This is a genomic window from Marinibactrum halimedae, assembly GCF_021234875.1.
Taxonomy (GTDB): Bacteria; Pseudomonadota; Gammaproteobacteria; order Pseudomonadales; family Cellvibrionaceae; genus Marinibactrum; species Marinibactrum halimedae.
Map to the genome: position 1 here is coordinate 23,048 of NZ_JAJQVM010000035.1, position 23,645 is coordinate 46,692.

The window sequence follows — 23,645 nt, forward strand, 5'->3', positions numbered from 1 at the left end:
GTTGCGGCGGACAGTGTTCTAATGCGCGCCGTTTCCGATATGTTCATCTCTGTTTAGGCGACGTTTCTGTATGCACTCTCAAGATTTATCCAACACCGACTCTCCTCGTGGCCCTCGCCCATATGCTCGTAATGGGGAGATTACCGCTGATACACCGTGGCCTGAAGGAATGCATAGAGTGGCATTGGGGGTGGAGTACAACGGCACCGCTTTTCGAGGGTTTCAGGTGCAATCTCATGATTCCTTGACGGTGCAGGGGTATTTGCACGAAGCATTAAGTCAGGTAGCCGCCGAGCCGATCACGCTGGTATGCGCAGGCCGCACTGACTCTGGTGTGCACGCCACAGGTCAGGTTGTGCACTTTGACACGCTCGCCTCTCGGCCACCCAAGGCGTGGTTTATGGGGGCGAATACCAAATTGCCAGACGGCATTGCCATTCGTTGGGCTCAAGCAGTGATGCCACAGTTTCATGCACGGTTTTCGGCGCAATCACGTACCTATCGTTACTTAATTCACAACGTACCCACTCGCCCGGCGTTGATGGCCAAGCAGGTGACGTGGGATAAGCGAAAACTCAATATTGACGCCATGCGACAAGCCGCATCGGTGTTGGTTGGCGAGCATGATTTTAGTGCGTTTCGGGCGTCTCAGTGTCAGGCGAAGCACCCCGTACGCCGCATTGACTATTTGCATATTGGTGTTCGAGGCGACTTCATTATCGTGGAGATTCGGGCAAATGCTTTTTTGCACCACATGGTTCGAAATATTGTGGGCGTATTGCTGGCGATTGCGGCTGGAGAGGCAGACGTTGGTTGGGCTGAGCAAGTATTGTCCAGTCGTGATCGTACCCAGGGCGGGGTGACGGCTCACCCCTATGGTCTCTATTTGGTCGATGTCGTCTACGACGAGTGCTTCGGATTACCCAAATGCCGGCCCGGGCCCACTTTGTTATCGGAACCTTTAGGGGCGTTTGACCATAGTGCTTCTATGGATGCTTGTATAGGTGGACAGACAGTTCGATAGTCATCCACTTGGTTTCTCTGATAAACTCAGGTGCTTAGCAGTAGTAAGGATATTTTTGCCGTAAATTTGATCATTTTGATTTGATCCTATTGGCATCGACGGTTTATTGGGTGAAGATTGTTCAGCTCTTGCTTGTTCAACTCTTGCATAATAACCGTTAAGAAAACGCCTTACTTTACGATACGACAACCTGTTTTACCCTCATGACACAACCACCGAATCCAATTGATGCGCCGCTCAACCAAGACACTACGTTTCCCTCGGACCACCTTTATCAACCGAGGGTCAAAGTCTGTGGTATTACGCGATTAGACGATGCCCATGCAGCCGTTCAAGCCGGTGTAGATGCCATTGGATTGGTATTTTATGAAAAAAGCACGCGTTTCGTGGAGATTCAAACGGCTCGGGATATTGCCTTGGCGGTTGGCCCATTTGTTTCGGTGACGGCGTTATTCGTGGATGCGGAACCTGACACCATCGAAACTGTTTTGTCGAATGTGCCGGTGCATCTGATACAGTTTCATGGCCAAGAGACCAATGAATTCTGTCAACGTTTTCAACGGCCTTTTCTTAAAGCCGTGCGTATGAAACCCGGTGTCGATATCGACGCATTATTGCAATCTTATCCTGACGCACAAGGTCTGCTTCTGGATACCTATCGTAAAGGTGTTCCAGGCGGCACTGGAGAGCGTTTCGATTGGGCGCTGTTTCCAGAAAAGGCGCCAAGACCATTGGTATTGGCCGGTGGTCTGACCCCTGAAAATGTAGTAGAGGCAATTGCAATGACGAAGCCTTATGGCGTGGATGTAAGCGGCGGTGTTGAGTCCGCCCCTGGTGTGAAGAGTCATCAGAAGATGATTGAATTTGCCACAGCCTGTGGACGATGGCGACGCTCGATCTAGTTTTGTATTTCTAGTTTTGTACTCCTAGTTTTGTACTCCTAGTTCGGTACCATCGTGTGGCATGATCGCGCGCCCTCAATTCGCTAGTGCCATTGTTTGTTTTCTAAGTCGAGTCCATCATCAAACCAAATCGGCGACTCGACTTATTACTCAGGTAAATTCAAATGACAGAAACCGTAACCCAGCCTAATTTCGCCACCTTTCCCGATGAAAAAGGTCATTTTGGCCCTTATGGAGGGCGCTTTGTTTCCGAGACCCTAATCGAGGCTTTGGATGACTTGGATGCCTTGTATCAACGTGTGAAAAGCGATCCGAATTTCCAGCAAGAGTTTGATAAAGACCTTGCTCACTATGTTGGCCGTCCTTCTCCGCTCTATTTTGCCGAACGCTGGACCCAAGCGGTGGGCGGTGCCCAGTTGTATCTGAAGCGTGAAGATTTAAATCACACGGGCGCTCATAAAGTGAATAACACGATTGGTCAGGCGCTGCTAGCAAAGTACAGCGGTAAAAAACGCGTGATTGCTGAGACCGGCGCGGGCCAACATGGTGTGGCGACAGCAACGGTAGCCGCGAGACTGGGCTTGGAGTGCCATGTGTTTATGGGAGCGGAAGACGTAAAGCGTCAGTCGTTGAATGTGTATCGAATGAAACTGCTCGGCGCCAATGTGATCCCGGTGGAGTCAGGTTCGAAGACTCTAAAAGACGCGATGAATGAAGCCATGAGAGACTGGGTGACGAATGTGGATGATACCTTCTACATCATCGGTACGGTGGCAGGGCCGCATCCATACCCACAGTTAGTCCGAGATTTTCAGTGTGTTATCGGGCGTGAAGCTCGTGCTCAGTGTTTAGAGCAAACCGGAAGGCTGCCCGATGCTTTAGTGGCGTGCGTGGGGGGCGGGTCTAACGCCATTGGTTTGTTCCACCCCTTTTTGGAAGACACTTCAGTGCAAATGTATGGTGTGGAAGCCGGCGGGCATGGGGTAGAAACCGGCCGTCATGCGGCACCACTGACTATCGGGGTACCCGGTGTATTGCATGGCAATCGCACTTACTTGATGGAAGACGATGATGGCCAAATCATCGAAACCCACTCTGTTTCAGCTGGTTTGGATTACCCTGGTGTAGGTCCTGAGCATAGCTGGTTGAAAGATTTGGGCAGAGTGAATTACGTGCCCATCAACGATGATGAAGCTTTGGAAGCCTTCCGAACCATCACCCGTGTAGAGGGCATCATGCCAGCGCTGGAAAGTAGCCATGCCGTGGCTTACGCCGAAAAATTAGCGCGTGAGCTGGATAAAGATCAAATCATTGTGGTGAACATGTCAGGCCGTGGCGACAAAGACATTTTAACCATTGCGGATATCGACGGGATTAAGGTGTAACCACGATGAATCAAACCGTTAACCAGACAGTCAATCGAGAACATAATCGACTTAATCAAACATTAAAGGCCCTGAAAGATGAAGGGCGTAAGGCGTTGGTGACCTACATCGTTAATGGCGACCCGACCCGTGATGCCACTGTGCCTACAATGCATGAAATGGTGGCAGCGGGGGCCAATGTCATTGAACTTGGTGTGCCCTTTTCTGACCCGATGGCAGAAGGCCCAACCATACAACGTGGTCATGAGCGGGCGTTGATGCACCGGGTGAGTTTGCGAGATACCTTAGATGTCGTTAAGGCGTTTCGGCAGACCGATAACACCACGCCCATTGTATTGATGGGGTATGCGAACCCTGTAGAGAGAATGGGCTACGATGCTTTTGCGAAAGCAGCGGTAGAGGCAGGCGTTGATGGTCTACTAACGGTAGATTTACCTCCTGAAGAAGCTGAGCCGTTAGATGATCAGCTTAAGGGGGTGGGTTTAGAGACTATTTTCTTAATCTCGCCTACCACTAAGGCAGAGCGCGCGGAGAAAATCCTCTCTTTAGCCAGCGGGTTTGTTTACTACGTTTCTTTAAAAGGTGTCACTGGGGCAGGTCATTTGAATACGGACGAAGTGGAAGCCAAGATGGCGTCCATTCGAACCATGACTGACTTGCCTATTTGCGTTGGATTTGGCATCAAGGATGGCGCTTCAGCCAAAGCGGTGGCTAAAACGGCCGATGGTGCTGTAGTCGGTAGTGTGCTCGTGGATACAATGGGTGCCATGTCGGGTGAACCAGCGCAGGTTATTGCTGAAGCAGTGGGTGCTTTAGTGGCACCAATTCGGCAAGCCTTGGATGAGCTTTGATTGCGTGATTAATGTGTGAAGATTGGAGTCGATCAAAAGCGTAAGCTTTTGGTCGACATTGAAAGATTTATAAGACTGTCTATAAATTACCCACAGAACAGAATAACCAATGAGATGGGCTAAATGAGCTGGCTAGATAAAATTGTTCCTAAATTAACTCGCTCTGACGCTGAGCGAGGCGCAAGTCGTGTGCCGGAAGGTCTTTGGAAGAAGTGTGTGAAATGCGGTGCGGTTCTTTATCGCCCTGAATTAGAGCGCAATAATGATGTGTGTCCTAAGTGTGATCATCATATGCGTATTGGTGCTCGCCGCCGCTTAGATACTTTTTTAGATGAAGATGGCCGTGAAGAAATTGGTTCAGAGGTAGAGCCAATCGATCGCTTAAAATTCAAAGATGTGAAGAAATACAAAGACCGTTTAAGCGATGCTCAAAAGTCCACAGGCGAGAAAGATGCCTTGGTGGCCATGCGCGGTAGCGTGAATGGTTTACCGGTAGTGGCAGTAGCGTTTGAGTTTGCATTCCATGGTGGTTCTATGGGTTATGTGGTGGGCGAGCGCTTTACCCGTGCCGCACAAGTGTCTTTGGCAGAAAATATCCCGCTGGTCTGTTTTTCTGCCACCGGTGGTGCTCGTATGCAGGAAGCGTTGATCTCTCTGATGCAAATGGCAAAGACCAGTGCCGTTATCGAACGATTAAAACAGCAGGGTACGCCTTATATTTCCATTATGACTGACCCCGTTTATGGTGGTGTATCCGCCTCTTTGGCGTTATTGGGGGATATTAATGCTGCCGAGCCGGGTGCCCGTTCTGGTTTTGCAGGTCCTGCGATTATCGAGCAGACCATTCGTCAAAAGTTGCCCAAAGGCTTCCAGCGCAGTGAGTTTTTGTTGGATCATGGAGCGATAGATATGATCATTCACCGCAATGAAATGCGCGATAAAGTGTCAGGGTTATTGTCTAAATTGACGGGCCGCTCTGCTGCGTAAATGTGTTGTATTCCTTATGTCTGTACGGTAGATGATTTACAGAGAGTAGGGCATTTACAAAGACTCGGGTATTTACAGAGGCAGTAAAAAGCACATCGGGCGCATCAACAAACGTCGGCAGGGTAAACCTGCTGGCGTTTTTCTTATAAAAACAGTGTTAAAACAGATCTATTCTGTTGCTAACCACCTTTCACCTTTAGGTTACCTATTCTGATCCATGGCGACACATTCCCACTCCCCTCGTTTTCAAACCCTTGAACAATGGCTGTCTTGGCAAGAAACCTTACACAAAACGGAAATTGATTTAGGGTTAACCCGTGTTCAGCGTGTAGCGGAACGTCTAGGGTTGACCAATGCCTCTATTATTGCGTCTTATGAGTCTGTTGTAGGCAGTGGTGGGGAGAAGCATAAGCCTCCTGCCATTATTACGGTTGCGGGCACCAATGGTAAGGGTTCTTGTGTGGCAGCCTTACAGGCCATGCTGTTAGATCAGGGGCTGAAAACCGGCGCTTATACTTCCCCGCATTTGGTGAGATACAACGAACGTATTCGCCTTAATGGTGAGGAAGCCAGTGACGAAGACATTTGCGAAGCCTTTGCCGCCATTGATGAAGCCCGTGGCGATACAACCGTTACCTACTTTGAATTTGGGACCCTTGCGGCGTTTTATCTGTTTAAAAAGTATCAGGTGGATGCCTGGCTCATGGAAGTAGGATTGGGGGGGCGATTGGATGCAGTGAACGTGGTGGACCCAACCGTGTCTGTTATCACGTCGATTGATTTGGACCATATGGAATGGCTGGGGGATAATCGTGAAGACATCGGTCGTGAAAAAGCCGGTATTTTCCGGGCCAACACACCGGCAATTTGTGCAGATTTGGACCCTCCTCAATCCATTGCTGAGACAGCTTCACAGGTTGAGGCGCTGCGGTTGCAATGGGGGGAGGCATTTGGTGCTCGCCTAGACACCGACAATAATCAGTGGTGTTGGTGGGCAAACCATTTAAATGAATCATGCACAGAAATCCAGCTACCCATTCCGCATTTACCGCATCAAAGTGTGGCTGCTGCACTGATGGCTTTGTTGTGTCTTGATTGGCTACCTTCACCGGAAAGGCTGGTACACATTGTGGGTAACCTGAGTTTGGCCGGTCGTCAGCAGCATTTAACCATGACGCTGACTGGTAGGCAGGATGCTGAACGCCCAAGTACTGCTCCGGTCTTGTTGGATGTCGCCCATAACCCTGCTGCTGGTCGGGCCTTGGCGGATAAATTGTCGTCATTGCGACATGCCAACCCTGATAGGGAAATATGGGTGTTAGTGGCAATGATGGGTAATAAAGATTTGCCTGGTACATTAGGGCCTTTGTTACCGTGGGTAGATCATTGGATTTGCCCGTCCATCGATACACCTCGTGCTTTGCCGGGGGCGGAGATGGCGGATTGTCTTCTAACGTTGGGAGTGAATTCGTCACGAACAAATGTGGTTGCCACAGTGTCTGAAGGGTTGTCATTGTTTGAAGGTGCGCAGGTTGAACGTAAACAATTAATCGTTATGGGGTCTTTTTATACGGTGGGTGAGGCGATGGAAGACCCTCGTATCCGCTAAGTCTGTTATCGTTGCCTATTCAATCATGTATTCATCAATGAACACCGTTCAATAATCAATACATCTCAGTAATTAATACATCTCAAAAATTAATACACCTAAGAATAAAGGGGAGAGGTAAGATGGGAGAAGTCAGTGGATAGTGGTGCCAAGCAGCGGATTATTGGCGCTGGTGTGCTCATTGCGGTCGGAGTGTTATTTTTACCTGTCTTATTCGACCGGCCTGGGCGTGTAGTGGTGGACACAACAACCCAAATTCCGCCACCCCCTGAATTTAAACCTTACCCACATCAGGCTCCTCAAACCCCCGAAGGGTCGGCGCCACCGCCGGATCCAGAAACGCTGTTTTTACCGGGCAACACAGCGCAAGCGGAGGAACCTTCTGACAGTCAGTTGACTACCGTGAAGGCTGAGCCAGAAGTAACGGCAGAGCCGATTCCAGAGCCCGTGTCACGAGCCGTTTCAGCGAGCCGGGATAAGAAACCAGCATTATCTTCTGTAGGGGAGGCCTCTGTACAGGAGCCCTTTGTAAGGGATTCTTCTGCCGGGGAATTATCTCTTGCTGGAAAGGAGCGAGCGGTTGGTTTGGCGGAATCAGGGTTACCGAAGGCCTGGGTGATTCAAGTGGCCAGTTTTTCTGAAGCGAATCGTGCCAACGCAATGGTGAAGAAGTTACAGGCGGATCGATACAAAGCCTATAGTCGTGTCTATTCCACTAATAAAGGCAGTTTGCATCGAGTCTTTGTCGGGCCAAATATTGATAAGCGATCTGCTGAGAAAGTGAAACAAAAGTTGGATAAACAGTTGAGTATTGATGCATTGGTGATGCGTTACCAACCTTAGCCTGCTTGGTTTACCCATCATCATTCCATTCACGATGGCTGATGGGTATAAACGGCATTGAATGGCGTAAAAATGATCAATTTGTCCTCGCTTTTCCTTCATTGACGCAATAATGTTTGCAATTGGCTCTAGTCGGTCGACGTTGAGCTTTGCTAGAATCCGCCGCGCGCTGTGTTGCTCGAACCGTATGGCGCCAATGGCTTGTTCTAATACATTACATGAGGAACACATTCCGGCATGAATTGGGCGGATTGGACCATATTGACCATTTTATTGGTGTCTAGCTTAATCAGTCTTAAGCGAGGCTTTATCAAAGAAGCGCTGTCACTGGCGTGTTGGGTTGCCGCTTTTGTCATCGCCATGTTATTCCGAGAACCGCTCTCTTACCTCCTCACTGATTCTATTTCCACTCCCTCCCTTCGTGATATCGCCGCCTTTGCCATTCTGTTTATTGCCACCTTATTGGTGGGAGGGTTAGTGAATTTTTTATTGGGGGAGTTGGTTAAGTTTACCGGCCTCTCCGGCACCGATCGATTGTTGGGCATGTTATTTGGTGCCCTGCGCGGCTTTATTTTAATCATGGCGATTTTGTTGTTGATTCCTGCCGTGGTACCCATTGATCGAGATCCATGGTGGCAACAGTCGGTATTGATACCCAAGTTTTTACAGTTTGAATCTCTATCCCGTGAAGTGGCTCAGTCGGTTATGGATTTTATCCGTGGCTTATTTTCTTCCATTGAATCGGTGACAGACGCTCAACAGCGTTAATGTATTGAGAAAACGCAGTTATTTTTCAGGTGAGGTAAATCCATCCATAAGATCTCACCTAGACTCTCCACAAGGGAGTTACATCAAAATAGAGTCACAGGTTCGTTGTTAAGGCTGAAATCCAGTCAAAGAGTACAGTAACTTGGTATTAAGAAGCTGGCATTAAGAAACTGGCATGAAGAAGTTTGAGAATTAGGGTGTATAGGGCGATTTATCCAGTCGTCCAAGCTCGTTGCGTCAATTATTTTGAGGTTAAAGCGCTATGTGTGGAATTGTAGGGATCGTAGGTAAGTCAGATGTCAATTTGCAGCTCTACGATGCATTAACCATGTTGCAACACCGTGGTCAGGATGCGGCTGGTATCATGACTTGTCACCAGGGGCGAATTGCACAACAAAAAGCCAATGGTCTAGTGCGCGATGTGTTTCGTTCACGTCATATGCAGCGTTTAGTGGGCAACATGGGTATTGGCCATGTTCGCTATCCTACCGCAGGCAGTTCTGGCCCCGCCTTGGCGCAGCCCTTTTATGTCAATTCACCTTACGGTATTGGTCTGGCGCACAATGGTAATTTAACCAATACCCATGAAATCAGTGAGCATCTTTATCGAACGGATTTACGCCATGTGAATACCGATTCCGATTCCGAAATTTTGTTGAATGTGTTTGCTCATGAATTGCAACTGCTGAAAAAATTAATACCCACGGCTGCGGATGTTTTTCAGGCCGTCAGAGAAGTACATCGCCGTGTGCGTGGCGGTTATGCGGCAGTAGCGTTGGTGGCCGATTATGGCATCGTGGCCTTTCGTGATCCCTATGGCATTCGCCCACTGGTGTATGGTGCGAAAGAAACCCATGAAGGTCGTCAGTACATGGTGGCCTCAGAAAGTGTGGCGCTGGACGTTTTAGGATACACCCTGATTCGGGATGTGGCGCCGGGCGAGGCGCTGTTTATTACGTCCGATGGCCAGCTCCACAGTATGCAGTGTGCGGATAACCCTCAGTTGCGTCCCTGTATTTTCGAGCATGTGTATTTTGCGCGACCCGATTCCATTATGGATGGCGTTTCTGTGTACAAAGCGCGTTTGCGCCAGGGTGAAAAGTTGGCGGCAAAAATCATGCGAGAGCGTCCCGATCACGATATTCATGTGGTGATTCCAATCCCTGATTCCAGCCGTGTCGCGGGGCAAACCGTTGCTCAAAACCTAGGAGTGAAATTTCGAGAAGGCCTGGTAAAAAACCGCTACATTGGCCGTACTTTCATCATGCCTGGCCAGCAACAGCGTAAGAAATCGGTGCGTCAGAAATTAAACCCGATTCAGTTAGAATTCAAAGGCAAGAACGTGTTACTGGTGGATGATTCCATTGTGCGAGGCACCACTTGTCAGCAAATTATCCAAATGGCGCGAGATGCCGGTGCTGCAAAAGTGTACTTTGCGTCGGCTTCACCGGTGGTGAAATACCCCAATGTGTATGGCATCGATATGCCCAGTGCGTGTGAGCTGATTGGCCATGGCCGCTCGGTGGATGATATCAGTGAAGAAATTGGCGCTGATTGGCTCATTTATCAAGATTTGGAAGACTTGTTAGACGCCTCTCGTGAAGGCAACCCTACCGTGAAGGATTTCGATTGCTCTGTTTTTGATGGTCAATACATCACGGGGGATGTGGACAAGCAATATTTGGATGCATTGGATGCGGCCCGTAATGATAAAGTGAAAGCTTCCAGCGTCGTCGACCCGGATGAAAATGCGCTGATTGGCATTCATAACGAAAACGATGTGGCGAATTTAGCCTAACAAAGCGTGTGGTGGAATGGTGATGACCGATTTTGATGATGAGTTAATCGCTCAATGGGGTATTGATACGCTGGCAGTGCGAGCTGGGCAGGTGCGCACCCACGAAGGCGAGCACAGTGAGCCGATTTTTACCACTTCCAGCTACGTTTTCGACTCAGCCGCCGCTGCTGCAGCCCGTTTTAATGGTGATGAACCAGGGAATGTTTATTCTCGCTACACCAATCCAACCGTAGAGGTGTTTCAACAACGCATTGCGGCGCTGGAGGGGGGAGACGCAGCAGTGGCCACGGCGTCGGGTATGGCGGCCATTTTATCGACCTGCATGGCGCTACTCAAAGCGGGAGATCATATTCTCTGTTCACGCAGCGTGTTTGGCACCACTTCGGTACTGTTTACGAAGTTTATGGCGAAATTTGGTGTAACGACGACCTTTGTACAGCCGTTGGATTACGCCGCTTGGGCCTCCGCTATCACACCTGAAACCAAATTGTTTTTTGTGGAAACCCCCTCTAACCCCTTATGCGATGTAGTGGACATTCAGCGCCTGTCTGTATTGGCGAAAACCCATGACTGCAAGCTGGTGGTAGACAACTGTTTTTGTACGCCAGCACTGCAAAAACCATTGGGGTTGGGAGCCGATATTGTGATTCATTCTGCCACCAAGTATTTGGATGGGCAGGGGCGATGTGTGGGCGGCTGTGTTGTTGGCTCTAAAGAGGATATGGCCGAGATTCTTGGTTTTGTGCGTACCTGCGGCCCAACCATGAGTGCGTTTAATGCATGGGTGTTCTTGAAAGGCTTAGAAACCCTGCGTTTGCGTATGGATGCGCATTGTGCCAATGCTCAGGCGTTAGCAGAATGGCTTTCAGACCAGCCTCAGGTGGAGTGGGTGTTCTATGCTGGTTTGCCTGAACACCCGGGTCACGATTTGGCCGCCAAACAACAGCGTGGTTTTGGTGGTGTTTTGTCGTTTAGGGTTAACGGTGGCCGTGAGGAAGCGTGGAAGGTAATTGATGCCACACGAGTGATGTCACTTACTGCTAATTTGGGCGATGCGAAAACCACCATTGTTCATCCCGCCACAACCACTCATGGTCGTTTATCCCCGGGGGAGAAAACCGCAGCCGGTATTACCGAAAATCTGATTCGTATTGCGGTGGGGCTGGAGGATAAGCAAGACCTAATGGATGACTTAGCACGAGGTTTATTGGCCCTATAGAGTCTGACTGGTAGGGTTTGATTGGAAGAGTCTGACTGGAAGAGTCTGACTGGAAGAGCCTTACCGGATTATCAATATCATCAGTATGATCAATGTTAATCGTGTTAGAGCACGAATGGACCGAATTGGACTCATAGATTAATTCGATCTATAGATTTATAAGGTTACTGGTGTAGTTCGATACCGTGAGGCTGCGAGGAAACAATCCTCATCGCACCGAGCAGTTTCAGCGCTAAATAAGAACGAATTACGTAAGAATGCGTTGCGTAAGAACGAAGAGTCCGATTTATGGAAAAAACCGTTGAGCGGTTAGTGGCGGAAATCAGCCGCGTCGTATTGGGTAAAGATACTCAAATTCGTTTGGCTTTGGCCTGCTTGTTCAGTCGTGGTCATTTACTCATTGAAGATCAACCCGGTATGGGTAAAACCACGTTGGCCCAATCGTTGGCAAAAGTGCTGGGGTTGGAGTACAACCGGGTGCAATTTACCAGTGATTTATTGCCGGCAGACATCATTGGTGTCTCCATCTTTGATCGAGACACCAATGGCTTTCGCTTTCATCAAGGGCCGGTATTTTCGCAATTGCTCTTGGCCGATGAAATTAATCGCACTACACCGAAAACACAAAGTGCGTTATTGGAAGCCATGGAAGAGCGTCAAGTTTCCGCAGAAGGGGTCACCCATACGCTGCCTAAACCTTTCTTTGTGATTGCCACTCAAAACCCCTCTACCCAAGACGGTACTTTTGCGTTACCGGAATCTCAGTTAGATCGCTTTTTAATGCGGATCAGTTTGGGGTATCCCGATAATCGTGCGGAGCGAGCCTTACTAGAAGGGCGTGACCCTCGTGAGCGAATCGACCAATTGCAAACGTTGATCACTCCCGATGACTTCGATGACATTATTGAGCAGGCCGAGCAAGTGCAAGCTTCATCCACTTTACTGGATTACTTGCAGAGGCTGATTGCTTACACTCGTAATGCCCCTGAATTTTCCTATGGCTTATCCACACGGGGGGCGTTGTCGTTAATGCGGTGTGCCAAAACTTGGGCGTTAATGCACGGGCGTCATCATGTGATTCCTGAAGACTTACAAGAATTGTTACCCTCGGTGGTGGCCCATCGTGTTCGTGATGCAGCGGACTATTCCGGTCAAAGTGGGTACGGTTTGGTTGAGCGGGTATTGGAGCAAGTGGATGTGGTGGGCTAGTGTCTCTTGTTCGATCTGTATTGACCAAATTGAATGGGCCATTACGATGGTTATCTGGCCCTAAGCGTTATTTCTTACGTCAGTTTGAGCGCATGTTACAGCGCAATATTCCCACCGATCATCGCATTACCCTCAACCGTAAAAAACTGTTTATTTTTCCTACTGCCGCCGGGTTTGGGTATATCGCCACTATTGGTTTGGTATGGCTAGTGGGCACCAATTACGAAAACAATTTAGCCTTGGCCATGGCCTATCTCATGATGTCGCTGTTTGTGGTTGTGATTCACCACACGCACTTTAATTTGAGTGGCTTGAGTATTGCGTTTGTGCAAGCCAAACCCACATTCGAAGGGGAAGACGCAGAAGTATGGCTGGTGGCAGAGCCTGGGCGTCGTGTGCGAGAAAATATGGTATTGCGCTGGCCGCAAGGGTCAGAAACGCTAGTCAGCTTGGAACCTGGTGAGCAGGCCCGTTTTGCGGTGTATGTGAAAGCCCATGAACGTGGGTGGTTTTACCCTGGCCGAATAACGGTGAAAAGTGTCTACCCGTTGGGCATTTTTCGATGTTGGACGCATTTGGATTTGGGGGTTCAGATACTGACGTACCCTAAACCAATTAATGCCGGCCCCATTCCCCCTGCGGTTGGCAATAATGATGAGGGTAAGTTACATAGCTTACATGGCGGAGAAGATTTTGCCGGGTTAAAAACCTATCAATTGGGCGATTCTCTAAGACATGTGGCCTGGAAGCAATATGCTCGTGGGCAAGGGTTACACACCAAAAATTTCAGTGCATTTCTCGACAGCCGGCACTGGTTGGATTGGGATTTGTTGGCGGGTTTGGACACCGAAGCTCGTTTATCCCGGTTAACGTATTGGGCATTGGAGCTTGAGAAAACGGCGTCTGATTATGGCTTGCGCTTACCGGGCGTGGAGATCATCCCTTCTCGCGGTAAACATCATCAAGACGCTGTGTTAAAAGCGCTGGCGTTGTTCGGCAAGTCGGATGAACCGGCGTCATTGACGGTGAAAGGTGAGAAAAGGTGAGAGGTAAGAAAAAATGAGCCTTTCCGAACAAATCCCTCGTAACTGCTTTGCGTGGATGTTACTGGCGTTGGTGGCGATTATTTTGCCCCATGCTACCCACTTACCGGTTTGGGAGCTGGTGGCCTTGACGGTCGCTTTGATATGGCGTGTACAGCTTTACCGAGGTGTATGGCGGTACCCGGGTTTATGGGCAAAAGTGCTGCTGGCGGTACTGTCTATTGCGGGGCTGCGTCTGGCGTATGGGCGATTTCTGGGCCTGGAGCCGATGGTGGCCTTACTGATCATTTCGGTGATTCTTAAGCTATTGGAGATGAATAAACGCCGAGATGCCTTTATGGTGATTTACCTCGGTTTTTTTGTCACCGCCACCCAATTTCTTTTTCATCAAAATATTTTTGCCGCGTTTTACGGGTTCTTCTGTGTGCTGTTATTGATGACCACCTTGATGGCGTTGAGTCGCGGCCCAGGTGTTGATGATTTGCGCAGTGGCATTCCGGTAGCGTTTAAGTTGATGATGCAAAGCTTACCGGTAATGCTGGTGTTGTTTTTATTGTTCCCACGACTGGGTAACCTCTGGGCAGTGCCCATGCCACAACACACTGCGAAAACGGGCGTCAGTGACACCATGTCTCCTGGGGATTTCTCTTCTCTTAGTCGGGGGGGCGGTCGAGCGTTTACCGCTACGTTTGAGGGTGAGGTTCCCTCAGCTCGCGATTTGTATTGGCGCGGCATGGTGATGGACGAATTTGACGGTCGCACTTGGTCGTCTCGTAAATGGGGGTTTTACCCAGATGGCGGTATGGTGGAATGGAACAAAGCTTCCAAGAATGCCACATCACCGACCGCTAACCAGTGGCGAGTGAATGCCGAGCCAATAGGCCGTTCGGTGTCTTATAGCATCATCATGGACCCGACCCATCGTTCATGGTTATTTGCGTTGCACTTGGCCGAGAGCACTCATGAGGATTTGGGTGTGTCTCGAAACTTTACCCTACGTAGCCTTTCCCCAGTCGCGCAGCGATTTCAATTTGATGTCGTATCCTATTTAGATCACAAAGTGGAGTCTGAGCCTCTTCCTCAATGGCGCTATAAACAGGAAACCGCTCTACCGGATGGCTACAACCCTCGCACTCGGGCATTGGCCCAACAATGGCGCGAAGAGGAAAACTCCAGTGAGGCGGTGGTGGACCGCTTTTTAGCGTGGGTAGGATCAGAATTTACTTACACCCTTGAGCCACCGTTACTGGGCCGCAACAGTGTGGATGAGTTTTTGTGGCAAACCCAGCGAGGGTTTTGTGAGCACTTTGCCAGCAGTTTTGTGGTGTTCATGCGCGCGGCAGGCATTCCAGCGCGGGTGGTCTCTGGGTATCAAGGGGGAGAGTTGGTTGAGGGGTTCATTACGGTTTCGCAAGCGGATGCACACGCTTGGGCAGAAGTGTGGTTTGAAGGGCGAGGCTGGGTAAGGGTAGACCCAACCGCCGCAGTGTCGCCTTTACGTATCGAAAGTGGTATCAACAGTGTATTTGAACGCAGTGTGACAAACCCGCTCTCGATGGAAGCCTATCGCCATATTTCCTCCTTAAACTGGATGCGCCTGCAGATGGAGAAGCTGAACTACAACTGGCAGCGTTGGGTGCTTAATTATGATCGAGAGCAGCAGTACGGCATGCTTTCCCGCTGGTTAGGCATCGTTGAAGCGTGGAAAATCGGCGTTCTTATGTTGGCGAGTGTGGCCGGGATTGTTGGCATCATTGCGTTGTGGATGTGGTGGCATGGGCGTCCAGAGCCGCTTTCTCCCGGTTTTCAGGCTTTTCAACGTTTTGCCGTTAAACTCAAAAAAGTGGGTATAGTTCGTGAGCCGGGTGAAGGAATTCGAGATTTTTCTCGTCGTGCCCAAGACTTATTGCCGGATCAGGCACCGGAGATTCAACGTATCGAACGCCTACTGCAATCAGTACTGTACGCAGAGCAATCGGAGTGCTTGGGGCCTTTGCGTGAAGAGGTTGCTCGATTCAAAGTGCGTTCAATATCTGCACCGATAACCTCTCGATAATGAGCGTACACTCATATAGAAATCCCGCCGAAGCGTGTATTCTACGTGTTTGCCCGTCTACGGAGTAACCTGTTTGTTTGTTGGTACACGCATTGATTCCGGTGCAACACGGCCGGAATCTCTTCTGCTTTTCTTTTTGTCTGCCCTTGGTTTCGGTGCGTTTGCGACCGGCGTGCACATCATTATGGTGCCATGGTTGGCGCTTGAGCATCTGCAATTAGGTGCCTCTACCTTTGGGTTGATTCAAGCACTCCTTTTGTTTCCTAATCTGGCTTTTCTCTTACTGGGCGGTGTGGTTGCCGATCGCCGGAATGCCGCCAAATGGTTGATGGCCAGCAGCGCCGGGCTGGCTTTATTGCACAGCGTTGTGTTGTGTTTGACGTTGTTACACCTGCTGAGCTCATGGAGTTTGATGGGGTATGCGCTATTGGTCGGTGGACTGGTTGCGATGGCGCAACCTCTGCGAGAATCCATGGTGCCTACTTTTGCCGTCAGTTCCGTGCAGAGGGCCATTTTGCAGGTCAGTTTTGTGCAGTATTGCGCTCAGAGTGTTGGTGTTTTGTTGGCGGGTGTGAGCACAACAGCGGGGTTGGTTTGGATCCTTGGGGTGCAAATAATGGCATTGAGCATTTCGGGGTGGTGTTATTCTCGTTTATCCCACCGAACCATCCCCACTAGGGCGAATGAGGCCTCTGTGGCAGAAGCTATTCGGCATGGTGTGCGAGAAGTGTGGGGCCATTCCACTCTGCGCCAGTTGGTTTTGCTGGTGGGGTTTAATGGTTTTGTGAACCTGGGTGCTTACGTGGTGCTCATTCCTTTGTTGATTACTCAAGTGTATGGGTTGAGTGCGGCGTATTACGGGTGGGTTCAATTAGCGTTTGTGGTTGGTAATATCATGATGAGTGGCTTGATGTTGTCGGTTCGCATACGTTGGCCTTCTGGGCGCATTGTTTTAATTTGCCTTGCAGTCAGTGGGGGGATTTTGGGGTGTTTGGGGTTGAAATTGCCTCAGTGGACGCTGGTGCCCTTGGTGTTTTCTTGGGGGTGTGCGGTGGCGGTATCATCGTCGATGGGACGGGTTTTATTGCAATCCCAGGTAGAGAAAGCGGTGCGAGGGCGCGTCGTGTCTTTATATCAACTGGCTTTATTTGGTACGGCCCCTTTAGGCGCTGTGAGCGCAGGTTTTCTTGCGGAGATATTGTCAATCAATACGATTTTGCTTGGTGCCGGTGTGATGACGATGGCATTGTTTGTAATATTTGGTCTGCGTTCTGCATTGTGGTCCTGTGTGGATTGACCTTCTGCAAAAATGTTCGATGCCAGTGGGTTGTGCAGGGTAAACATTAGACACTGGCATTGAACCGTTAGCCGTGCTCGAGCATATTACGACATCAACTTTTTATTAACTCTTCGATATTCACTCCGACGCAAGTACGGTCAGACCCTTCTTCAGGGGGCTCTACACGCATGACAATACAACGAGCTTTAATCATCGGGCTATGACCATGGGAAGATTGCACTGTCACAATCAATTCCGTGCCGAGGCTAATCGGTTGTGTCAGTTCGATCAGCATGCCTTTACCACTCAAATCTTTGCACAGACCTTCTTGGTCAATGGACTCTCCTTGTACTTGAACTTTAGCGGGCGTATCAACGCGCATCCGAATGAAATCACGCTTCTCTGAGTAGGCATTATGAAAGCTGTTCATAAACAATTCCCCAATAAATCAATTATTGTAATGTTGAGGGCCCAGAGTGAATCACACATGTGCAATGTTGATGATTTTCAACATCGGGCCTCTCTAAAAGTAATGCAAAAACCGCCAATTGAACAGTGAATGAGGCAAATGAATACTACAAATATGTAGCCTTTTAAGCTAAGGTTCAGCGCCAACAGAGACATTAAAAGCCTTTCCATAGCCAAATACGCTAACGCGCTTCATGACACAATTAAAATTGTCTAAATATAAACACAATGTTTTGTGCGATGAACGCAGTCAAATTCGTTTATGGTGTGATGTTTTCAAAACGAAAACCGACGACAAAATAAGCATCAACGAATAAACAAGAACGAACATAAAACACGACTGATGAGTAATTTTCATGGGTAACGGACAACGAAAACTGTTGTTAATCGATGATGATACCTTGGTACGCGAAAGTTTGGCGGCGTATTTAGAAGACAGTGGTTTTTACGTTATCGAAGCGGATGACGGTGCCAAAGGATTAGCGTTATTTGAAAAGACGTCACCAGACCTTGTATTGTCTGATTTGCGTATGCCCGGCATGGATGGATTGAATGTACTTCAGGAAATTCATAAACGAGACAGTGAAATACCGGTCATTGTGATTTCGGGTGCCGGTGTGATGGGGGATGTGGTAGAGGCACTGCGTTTGGGTGCCAGTGATTATTTAATCAAGCCCATTGTGGATATGGAAGTGCTCGTGCACTCCATTGATAAAACCCTTGAGCGACACGATTTATTATTGGAAAACCAGCGCTATCGTGAAAAGCTGGAAAAGGCCAATCGTAATTTACGGGATCATCTTCGAGTATTAGAGCGCGATCAACGGGCAGGGCGGTTGGTACAAGAGCGTCTATTGCCTATGAGCCCAATGCATCGCCTTCAATATACTGCTGCCCAGCAGATTATTCCTTCTTTGTATTTAAGTGGCGATTTTATCGACTATGCGTTCTTAAGCGAACGCTATTTGGCATTTTATCTCACCGATGTTGCCGGTCATGGCGCGTCTTCGGCCTTTGTCACTGTTTGGCTAAAACATTTAGTGACGCGTATGGTGCGAGATAATGGTTTTTTCTCTGATGAGTCGACCTTTGAAGAGGGGCCAGGGTGGATGATGAGGGAAATAAATGGGGCATTACGAGGTGGCCATTTCGAGACGCATTTAACGTGTTTTATCGGCGTGGTTGACACGCACACTCACCAGATGCGCTATGCTGTAGGTGGGCATTTACCTTTACCAGTTCTAAAAACGGAAACCGAAGTACGTTATTTAGAAGGTAAAGGTAAGCCGGTAGGCATCTTTGGTAATGTGGAATGGCAAGTGTTTTCTGCGGAATTTTCACCAAAGAGCACTCTGGTGGTATTTTCTGATGGCGTCCTAGACACCTTGGCTCCGTCATCGTTAATCGAAAAAGAGCGCGCACTACTCAATGTGGTGGGTGAAACCGATGGCTCTATTGAAAGTTTATCGCGCGTGTTGGGGCTGGAAGAATCTTCAGTCGCCAACATGCCAGATGATGTATCGATTCTGACCATTGCCAGAAATCATTAGGTGGCGTCTATGCAGTCAGGGCAAATATTGGTAGCCGAGCGTAACGGTGTCAATGTTATTAAAATGGTAGGGGATGTACGACTGACGTTGTGTATTTCTTTCGACCAATTTATCGATAAAATGTTTTCCAGCGATAACTTTGCACAAGTGATTTTCGACCTCTCTAATGCCCAAGCCATTGACAGTACAACGCTTGGGTTGATGGCGAAAATCTCTGTCATTTGTCAGGATCAATTTGATTTAATGCCGGTCGTGGTTTCGCCCGATGTCGGTATCAATCGATTGCTTGAGACCATGGGCTTTGAGGATATTTTTGAAATTGTCCGCTCTTCCGATCAAGTGTTTGAGCCAGCGACACCCCTAAGGCCGGATGATGACCATTCTGATGAGGTGACTTATCGCAATAAAGTCATTGAGGCGCACAAAGTATTGATGAGCTTAAACGCAGGCAATCGAGAAGCATTCGAAGATTTAATTCAAAGCTTAGAGCAGGGCCTGTAAATAAATACTTTTTTGCCGGCCTATTTGTTATTTTTCGGTATTTTAATTCTCGGTCGACTTTGCCCGAGCTTGTTGTTTTGCTCGAATAAAATCACTGTGTGAGACGTACAATAATTCCGAAACCCGACGAATAATATATTCTTCGTATTTGTCTAAGCTGCCGTCAGCAAAGGCAATTTCCCACATATTGACAGTCAGTTGGTATTTCTCCAGTGGGTTGAAATGTTGATTAATTAATGCCGTAAATTCATGCAAAGAACTGGCATTATCACGACTCAGTTGGGCTTCCTCCCTAAGGGATTGCAATTCATCTGCCGTGAGAGAAAAATTCTCATCCAAAATTCGCAATAATGCGTTGACTTCTTTTTCATCAAAGTGATTATCAATATTGGCAACCTCCACAAGCAACGCTGCACTGGCAAGCCGGCAGGCATGTTCTGGAAGTGTGTCGGGGTTTTCTTCCTTGTCACCAAAAAAATCTAACAGCTTTTTGATCATTGAAGCTCCATATTGGGTGTTTTGGGGGAAATATGAATGCTTTCCCTCTACAGAAGTGGCCATGGTTCTCTGGGCCATTATTTTTTGCTGGGTCATTACCTTCTGCTGGGTCGTTACCTTCTGTAGAGGAGCAATTTCTTGAGTGGGTTATTTAGACGAACTGTTGCAGTAACGTTTCCAGTTTTTCTTGATCAGCAATAAAGTTGCGAATGCCGTCGGCTAATTTCTCTGTGGCCATCGCATCACTATTAAAGCCTAAGCGGAAGGCTGGCTCATCTAATGCTAACTTTGGTTCGTCTGATTTGGCAGAGTTGGCGTCCAATGCGCGGCTGAGGGTGCCATTGTCGGCTTCCAGTTCCGCTAATAATGCAGGGCTGATGGTCAGTCGATCACAGCCGGCCAAGGCTTCAATCTCGCCTGTGTTACGGAAACTGGCACCCATGACGACGGTTTTATAGCCATGGGTTTTGTAGTAGTTATAAATACCGGTGACCGAGATCACACCAGGGTCTGCAGCACCACTGAAGTCTGCAGCAGGGTCTTTCGCTTTGTGCCAATCTAAAATTCGCCCAACAAAGGGTGAAATTAAGAAAACACCCGCTTCGGCACACGCAACCGCTTGATAAAAGCTAAAGAGGAGTGTGAGGTTACAATGAATGCCCTCTTGCTCTAGTACCTTTGCAGCCTGAATGCCTTCCCAGGTAGAGGCAATTTTAATCAGTACACGCTCTTTAGAGATGCCAGCAGTTTCATACAGGTCAATTAACTGTTTGGCTTTTGCGATGGTTTTCTCTGTATCAAAGCTGAGGCGGGCATCCACTTCGGTGGAAATACGACCAGGGATAAGCTTTAAAATTTCACAACCAATATCTACGGCCAATTTATCCGCAGCAAGGCCAACAAGGTTTTCGTCAGTCGAATTTTCCTGTGCCCACTGTACCGCTGCTTTCAACATGTCTTGATATTGAGGCATTTGCGCGGCTTTGAACAACAGGGAGGGGTTTGTGGTGGCATCCAATGGTTGGTATTGGCCGATGGCGTCAATATCACCGGTATCGGCAACCACATCGGTCATGGCTTTTAGTTGGGAAAGTTTGCTAGACATCTTGGCCTCATCTCTATCGCCCAGAGGCGACCTTTGGTTTCACAGTACACGGTTGGCCGTTGATTCCTAAAGCTGCATAAGCAGCATTCGCAAACAATGGCGTCCGCATGAAATGTTATGGTTAGGATGATACCCCAAGTTTGAAGAGAATGAACAAGGACTTACTGATTTACATATTCGACATGGCCGTTTAATACAACCTCAAACTAGCATTCTTTGGCGACGGTGGAGGAGGCAACAAGCTCAAACGCTTGCCACAAGGTATCCAGTGAAGCGCTGGGCTTGTGGATGTTTTCACTGATGTGGCGTCGAAATTGACGAGCACCTGGCTGCCCTTGAAACAAACCCAACACATGTTTGCTCATATGATGCAATTTAGTCCCTTTCGCGTGTTCACGCGTCATATAAGCCATATAGTGTTGAAAAACGGCGTTTCTAGATGGCGGAGTTGTTTGGGTTTGATACAGTTGAGCGTCCACGGACGCCAAAGCGTATGGGTTGCTGTAAGCCTCTCGCCCTACCATCACACCATCCACGTATTCAAGCTGCTCTGCACACGTACTCATGGTGGTTAACCCGCCGTTGATGATGATTTCCAGTTGGGGAAATTCTTTCTTTAATTGATACACTCGCTCATATTGGAGGGGAGGAATTTCCCGGTTTTCTTTCGGGCTTAATCCTTGTAACCAGGCTTTGCGTGCGTGAACAATAAACGTTTTGCAGCCGGTTTGCGCTACCGTCTCTACAAAGCTCACAAGTCCTTCGTAGTCATCCATGTCGTCAATACCAATACGGTGCTTCACCGTTACGGGAATACTGACGGTGTCTTGCATTGCGCGAATACAATCAGACACCAACTGAGGGTGAGCCATTAAAATAGCGCCAATCATGCCATTTTGAACACGATCACTGGGGCAGCCGCAGTTCAGATTAATTTCATCGTAACCCCAGCGCTCAGCGATTTTGGCACATTGAGCTAGATCGGCTGGGTTACTGCCTCCCAGTTGCAAAGCGAGAGGGTGTTCTTCCTCATTAAAGTTCAAAAAACGCTCACGATCACCCTGAAGAATCGCACCCGTTGTCACCATCTCGGTATACAACAGTGCATGCTGAGAAATGAGTCGCCATAAATAACGGCAATGTTTATCAGACCAGTCCATCATGGGCGCAACGCAAAAGCGGCGATCTAGCTTTTTTTCTTTTAAATCAGTCATTTATATCTAAATTTGTCGCTTGAAATTGTATGTGTTTTTGATGATGTATCCCTTCCATTGGCACTTTTTCATTGTCGATGATACATGTGGGCTACAAAATCAATTTGTAGCCCCGAGTAAAAAATGGCCTCATATACCATTACAAAAAGACCAAAAGCGGCTGGTATCACTCGCTACGTGTGTAATGTTCGTATCAATAAAATGGAAAAGTAGTTTACCGGCAAGCTAGAACTTTCTCAAAAGCAATGGCATCAAGGGTGAGGCAAAAAGCGTCGCTGAAGGTGAGAGATTAAGGAGAGTTGGCGGCTATAATAGAGCGCTCTTATTTGTAAGTATGTGGAAGATCCACAGATGATATATGGTAATACTACATTAAATGTTCTTAAGGTTAACAGGCCCTAGAATCCGGTAAATGATACTGAGTGGGGCCAAGCGCTAAATCAAAGCAGAGCAACCCTAAGCCTTATTGATCGCTCTGTTTATGATTAGGAGCCAATCGTTGAGCTTGGTCTATCTATTCCTATATTTCTATTGAGGTAGACTCACGGCAACAATTTGAGGTCTATCGGATGAACAACCTTGACCATATATTGTTAGCTGAACTGGGCGATTGGCCATAAAGGCACTCAAAAGTAAAGAGCGCGAAATATCAGAAGTTTTTTCCGCCAAATGATATCTATGACCAAAACTGCAATTTGCAGGATTTAAAGGAGAAGTTTCGTCGGTTTTAACCAAAAGGGTTTTCCCTGACACCCAATTAGTAAGACTTACGATTTTCACCTGAGCAGTACTCACATTGTTGGCAAAAGTATTTCCAGTAAAAATTAATAAGCAAATTAAAAATAATAATTTATTTAACATCTGAAGCAATTCCGATAGGTAAAACTCAGCGATCAGCCTCTCCGATCACCACTAAACAGCAAATAATACCACGCTTCCTCCACGAAGTAAGTGATATTTATGATTAGGGAGACTGGTGAGTCAAAGGTGAGGCGCACTTTAGTAGACTAATCTTTTTAGATTCTTGAGCTCAGATAATGCATCGCCTTCATTTTTTAATACCCAAGCCGCCTGAAAGCCGGGACTCGCATTACCTAAGGCTAAAGCTTGATCAATATTTTCGTTATTTCTGACTATTTCTAGTTTTAAATAGCAATACTGTGGACAGTTTTTACTCTCCACTTAAATTTAGAATGGCATTTTGTATCGAATGAAAGTAGTTCAAAAAAGGTAAAATCATAGTACTGGGCCCATGGATAAAAACTGCGATAATGTGGTTTCTGACATCGCATCATCACAGAAATCTATCCATGGAATCATTAGTAAACACCGCTTT

21 protein-coding genes are annotated in these 23,645 nt (G+C 48.0%); 16 read left to right on the forward strand and 5 right to left on the reverse strand.

What is annotated here, in order from left to right; genetic code table 11:
- Nucleotides 1–70 precede the first annotated feature (70 nt).
- From truA to LU351_RS17310, 14 genes are all read left to right on the forward strand, one after another.
- Nucleotides 71–1,024: a tRNA pseudouridine(38-40) synthase TruA gene (truA, locus tag LU351_RS17245; RefSeq protein WP_232595338.1), complete on the forward strand. Its 954-nt coding sequence runs from the start codon at nucleotides 71–73 to the stop codon at nucleotides 1,022–1,024.
- Nucleotides 1,025–1,227: 203 nt separating this feature from the next.
- Nucleotides 1,228–1,926 carry a phosphoribosylanthranilate isomerase gene (locus LU351_RS17250; protein WP_232595339.1) on the forward strand — a complete coding sequence of 233 codons (699 nt, stop codon included), beginning with the start codon at nucleotides 1,228–1,230 and terminating at the stop codon, nucleotides 1,924–1,926.
- A gap of 164 nt (nucleotides 1,927–2,090) precedes the next feature.
- Complete coding sequence (trpB, locus tag LU351_RS17255) at nucleotides 2,091–3,311, forward strand: tryptophan synthase subunit beta (RefSeq protein WP_232595340.1); 1,221 nt, start codon at nucleotides 2,091–2,093, stop codon at nucleotides 3,309–3,311.
- A 5-nt stretch (nucleotides 3,312–3,316) separates the two neighbouring features.
- On the forward strand, nucleotides 3,317–4,162 hold the full coding sequence (gene trpA, locus LU351_RS17260) for a tryptophan synthase subunit alpha (RefSeq protein ID WP_232595341.1): 846 nt from the start codon (nucleotides 3,317–3,319) through the stop codon (nucleotides 4,160–4,162).
- Nucleotides 4,163–4,285: 123 nt separating this feature from the next.
- Complete coding sequence (gene accD, locus LU351_RS17265) at nucleotides 4,286–5,149, forward strand: acetyl-CoA carboxylase, carboxyltransferase subunit beta (protein WP_232595342.1); 864 nt, start codon at nucleotides 4,286–4,288, stop codon at nucleotides 5,147–5,149.
- Nucleotides 5,150–5,366: 217 nt separating this feature from the next.
- Nucleotides 5,367–6,758, forward strand: a complete 1,392-nt coding sequence (locus LU351_RS17270; protein ID WP_232595343.1) for a bifunctional folylpolyglutamate synthase/dihydrofolate synthase — start codon at nucleotides 5,367–5,369, stop codon at nucleotides 6,756–6,758.
- Nucleotides 6,759–6,893: 135 nt separating this feature from the next.
- The gene (locus tag LU351_RS20975; RefSeq protein ID WP_232595344.1) at nucleotides 6,894–7,601 is read left to right on the forward strand and encodes an SPOR domain-containing protein; all 708 of its coding nucleotides are present in this window, start codon (nucleotides 6,894–6,896) and stop codon (nucleotides 7,599–7,601) included.
- A 237-nt stretch (nucleotides 7,602–7,838) separates the two neighbouring features.
- A complete protein-coding gene (locus LU351_RS17280; RefSeq protein ID WP_232595345.1) occupies nucleotides 7,839–8,369 on the forward strand; it encodes a CvpA family protein in 531 nt (176 codons plus the stop codon).
- Nucleotides 8,370–8,631: 262 nt separating this feature from the next.
- Nucleotides 8,632–10,167: an amidophosphoribosyltransferase gene (purF, locus tag LU351_RS17285; RefSeq protein WP_232595346.1), complete on the forward strand. Its 1,536-nt coding sequence runs from the start codon at nucleotides 8,632–8,634 to the stop codon at nucleotides 10,165–10,167.
- Nucleotides 10,168–10,189: 22 nt separating this feature from the next.
- Entirely contained in the window at nucleotides 10,190–11,386 is a 1,197-nt protein-coding gene (locus LU351_RS17290; protein WP_232595347.1) for an O-succinylhomoserine sulfhydrylase, read from the forward strand.
- 288 nt (nucleotides 11,387–11,674) lie between these two features.
- Nucleotides 11,675–12,595: an AAA family ATPase gene (locus LU351_RS17295; protein WP_232595348.1), complete on the forward strand. Its 921-nt coding sequence runs from the start codon at nucleotides 11,675–11,677 to the stop codon at nucleotides 12,593–12,595.
- A complete protein-coding gene (locus LU351_RS20980; RefSeq protein ID WP_232595349.1) occupies nucleotides 12,595–13,641 on the forward strand; it encodes a DUF58 domain-containing protein in 1,047 nt (348 codons plus the stop codon). Before LU351_RS17295 ends, LU351_RS20980 begins: the two co-directional genes overlap by 1 nt.
- 13 nt (nucleotides 13,642–13,654) lie before the next feature.
- Nucleotides 13,655–15,694, forward strand: a complete 2,040-nt coding sequence (locus LU351_RS17305; RefSeq protein WP_232595350.1) for a transglutaminase TgpA family protein — start codon at nucleotides 13,655–13,657, stop codon at nucleotides 15,692–15,694.
- Nucleotides 15,695–15,767: 73 nt separating this feature from the next.
- Complete coding sequence (locus tag LU351_RS17310) at nucleotides 15,768–16,991, forward strand: MFS transporter (protein ID WP_232595351.1); 1,224 nt, start codon at nucleotides 15,768–15,770, stop codon at nucleotides 16,989–16,991.
- Nucleotides 16,992–17,085: 94 nt separating this feature from the next.
- Here the strand turns inward: LU351_RS17310 and LU351_RS17315 are convergent, their stop codons facing one another.
- Nucleotides 17,086–17,403 (reverse strand): PilZ domain-containing protein, encoded by a 318-nt coding sequence (locus LU351_RS17315; protein WP_232595352.1) that lies wholly within the window; start codon nucleotides 17,401–17,403, stop codon nucleotides 17,086–17,088.
- 394 nt (nucleotides 17,404–17,797) lie between these two features.
- Here LU351_RS17315 and LU351_RS17320 point away from each other — a divergent pair, with 394 nt between their 5' ends.
- Both LU351_RS17320 and LU351_RS17325 read left to right on the forward strand, forming a co-directional pair.
- A complete protein-coding gene (locus tag LU351_RS17320) occupies nucleotides 17,798–18,991 on the forward strand; it encodes a response regulator (RefSeq protein WP_232595353.1) in 1,194 nt (397 codons plus the stop codon).
- A gap of 9 nt (nucleotides 18,992–19,000) precedes the next feature.
- Entirely contained in the window at nucleotides 19,001–19,492 is a 492-nt protein-coding gene (locus LU351_RS17325; protein ID WP_232595354.1) for an STAS domain-containing protein, read from the forward strand.
- Between the two features lie 42 nt (nucleotides 19,493–19,534).
- Here the strand turns inward: LU351_RS17325 and LU351_RS17330 are convergent, their stop codons facing one another.
- The 4 genes from LU351_RS17330 to LU351_RS17345 form a co-directional block, all read right to left on the reverse strand.
- Nucleotides 19,535–20,086: a tellurite resistance TerB family protein gene (locus tag LU351_RS17330; RefSeq protein ID WP_232595355.1), complete on the reverse strand. Its 552-nt coding sequence runs from the start codon at nucleotides 20,084–20,086 to the stop codon at nucleotides 19,535–19,537.
- Nucleotides 20,087–20,141: 55 nt separating this feature from the next.
- A complete protein-coding gene (gene tal / locus LU351_RS17335) occupies nucleotides 20,142–21,095 on the reverse strand; it encodes a transaldolase (RefSeq protein WP_232595356.1) in 954 nt (317 codons plus the stop codon).
- Nucleotides 21,096–21,301: 206 nt separating this feature from the next.
- On the reverse strand, nucleotides 21,302–22,309 hold the full coding sequence (gene dusA, locus LU351_RS17340; protein WP_232595357.1) for a tRNA dihydrouridine(20/20a) synthase DusA: 1,008 nt from the start codon (nucleotides 22,307–22,309) through the stop codon (nucleotides 21,302–21,304).
- Between the two features lie 528 nt (nucleotides 22,310–22,837).
- A complete protein-coding gene (locus tag LU351_RS17345) occupies nucleotides 22,838–23,170 on the reverse strand; it encodes a hypothetical protein (RefSeq protein WP_232595358.1) in 333 nt (110 codons plus the stop codon).
- Nucleotides 23,171–23,645: the final 475 nt, after the last annotated feature.

Coding starts and splice junctions, on each gene's coding strand:
- truA (WP_232595338.1), top strand. CDS start 71: ATGCACTCTCAAGATTTATCCAACACCGACTCTCCTCGTGGCCCTCGC.
- LU351_RS17250 (WP_232595339.1), top strand. CDS start 1,228: ATGACACAACCACCGAATCCAATTGATGCGCCGCTCAACCAAGACACT.
- trpB (WP_232595340.1), top strand. CDS start 2,091: ATGACAGAAACCGTAACCCAGCCTAATTTCGCCACCTTTCCCGATGAA.
- trpA (WP_232595341.1), top strand. CDS start 3,317: ATGAATCAAACCGTTAACCAGACAGTCAATCGAGAACATAATCGACTT.
- accD (WP_232595342.1), top strand. CDS start 4,286: ATGAGCTGGCTAGATAAAATTGTTCCTAAATTAACTCGCTCTGACGCT.
- LU351_RS17270 (WP_232595343.1), top strand. CDS start 5,367: ATGGCGACACATTCCCACTCCCCTCGTTTTCAAACCCTTGAACAATGG.
- LU351_RS17280 (WP_232595345.1), top strand. CDS start 7,839: ATGAATTGGGCGGATTGGACCATATTGACCATTTTATTGGTGTCTAGC.
- purF (WP_232595346.1), top strand. CDS start 8,632: ATGTGTGGAATTGTAGGGATCGTAGGTAAGTCAGATGTCAATTTGCAG.
- LU351_RS17290 (WP_232595347.1), top strand. CDS start 10,190: ATGACCGATTTTGATGATGAGTTAATCGCTCAATGGGGTATTGATACG.
- LU351_RS17295 (WP_232595348.1), top strand. CDS start 11,675: ATGGAAAAAACCGTTGAGCGGTTAGTGGCGGAAATCAGCCGCGTCGTA.
- LU351_RS17305 (WP_232595350.1), top strand. CDS start 13,655: ATGAGCCTTTCCGAACAAATCCCTCGTAACTGCTTTGCGTGGATGTTA.
- LU351_RS17315 (WP_232595352.1), bottom strand. CDS start 17,403: ATGAACAGCTTTCATAATGCCTACTCAGAGAAGCGTGATTTCATTCGG.
- LU351_RS17320 (WP_232595353.1), top strand. CDS start 17,798: ATGGGTAACGGACAACGAAAACTGTTGTTAATCGATGATGATACCTTG.
- LU351_RS17325 (WP_232595354.1), top strand. CDS start 19,001: ATGCAGTCAGGGCAAATATTGGTAGCCGAGCGTAACGGTGTCAATGTT.
- LU351_RS17330 (WP_232595355.1), bottom strand. CDS start 20,086: ATGACCCAGCAAAAAATAATGGCCCAGAGAACCATGGCCACTTCTGTA.
- tal (WP_232595356.1), bottom strand. CDS start 21,095: ATGTCTAGCAAACTTTCCCAACTAAAAGCCATGACCGATGTGGTTGCC.
- dusA (WP_232595357.1), bottom strand. CDS start 22,309: ATGACTGATTTAAAAGAAAAAAAGCTAGATCGCCGCTTTTGCGTTGCG.
- LU351_RS17345 (WP_232595358.1), bottom strand. CDS start 23,170: ATGTTAAATAAATTATTATTTTTAATTTGCTTATTAATTTTTACTGGA.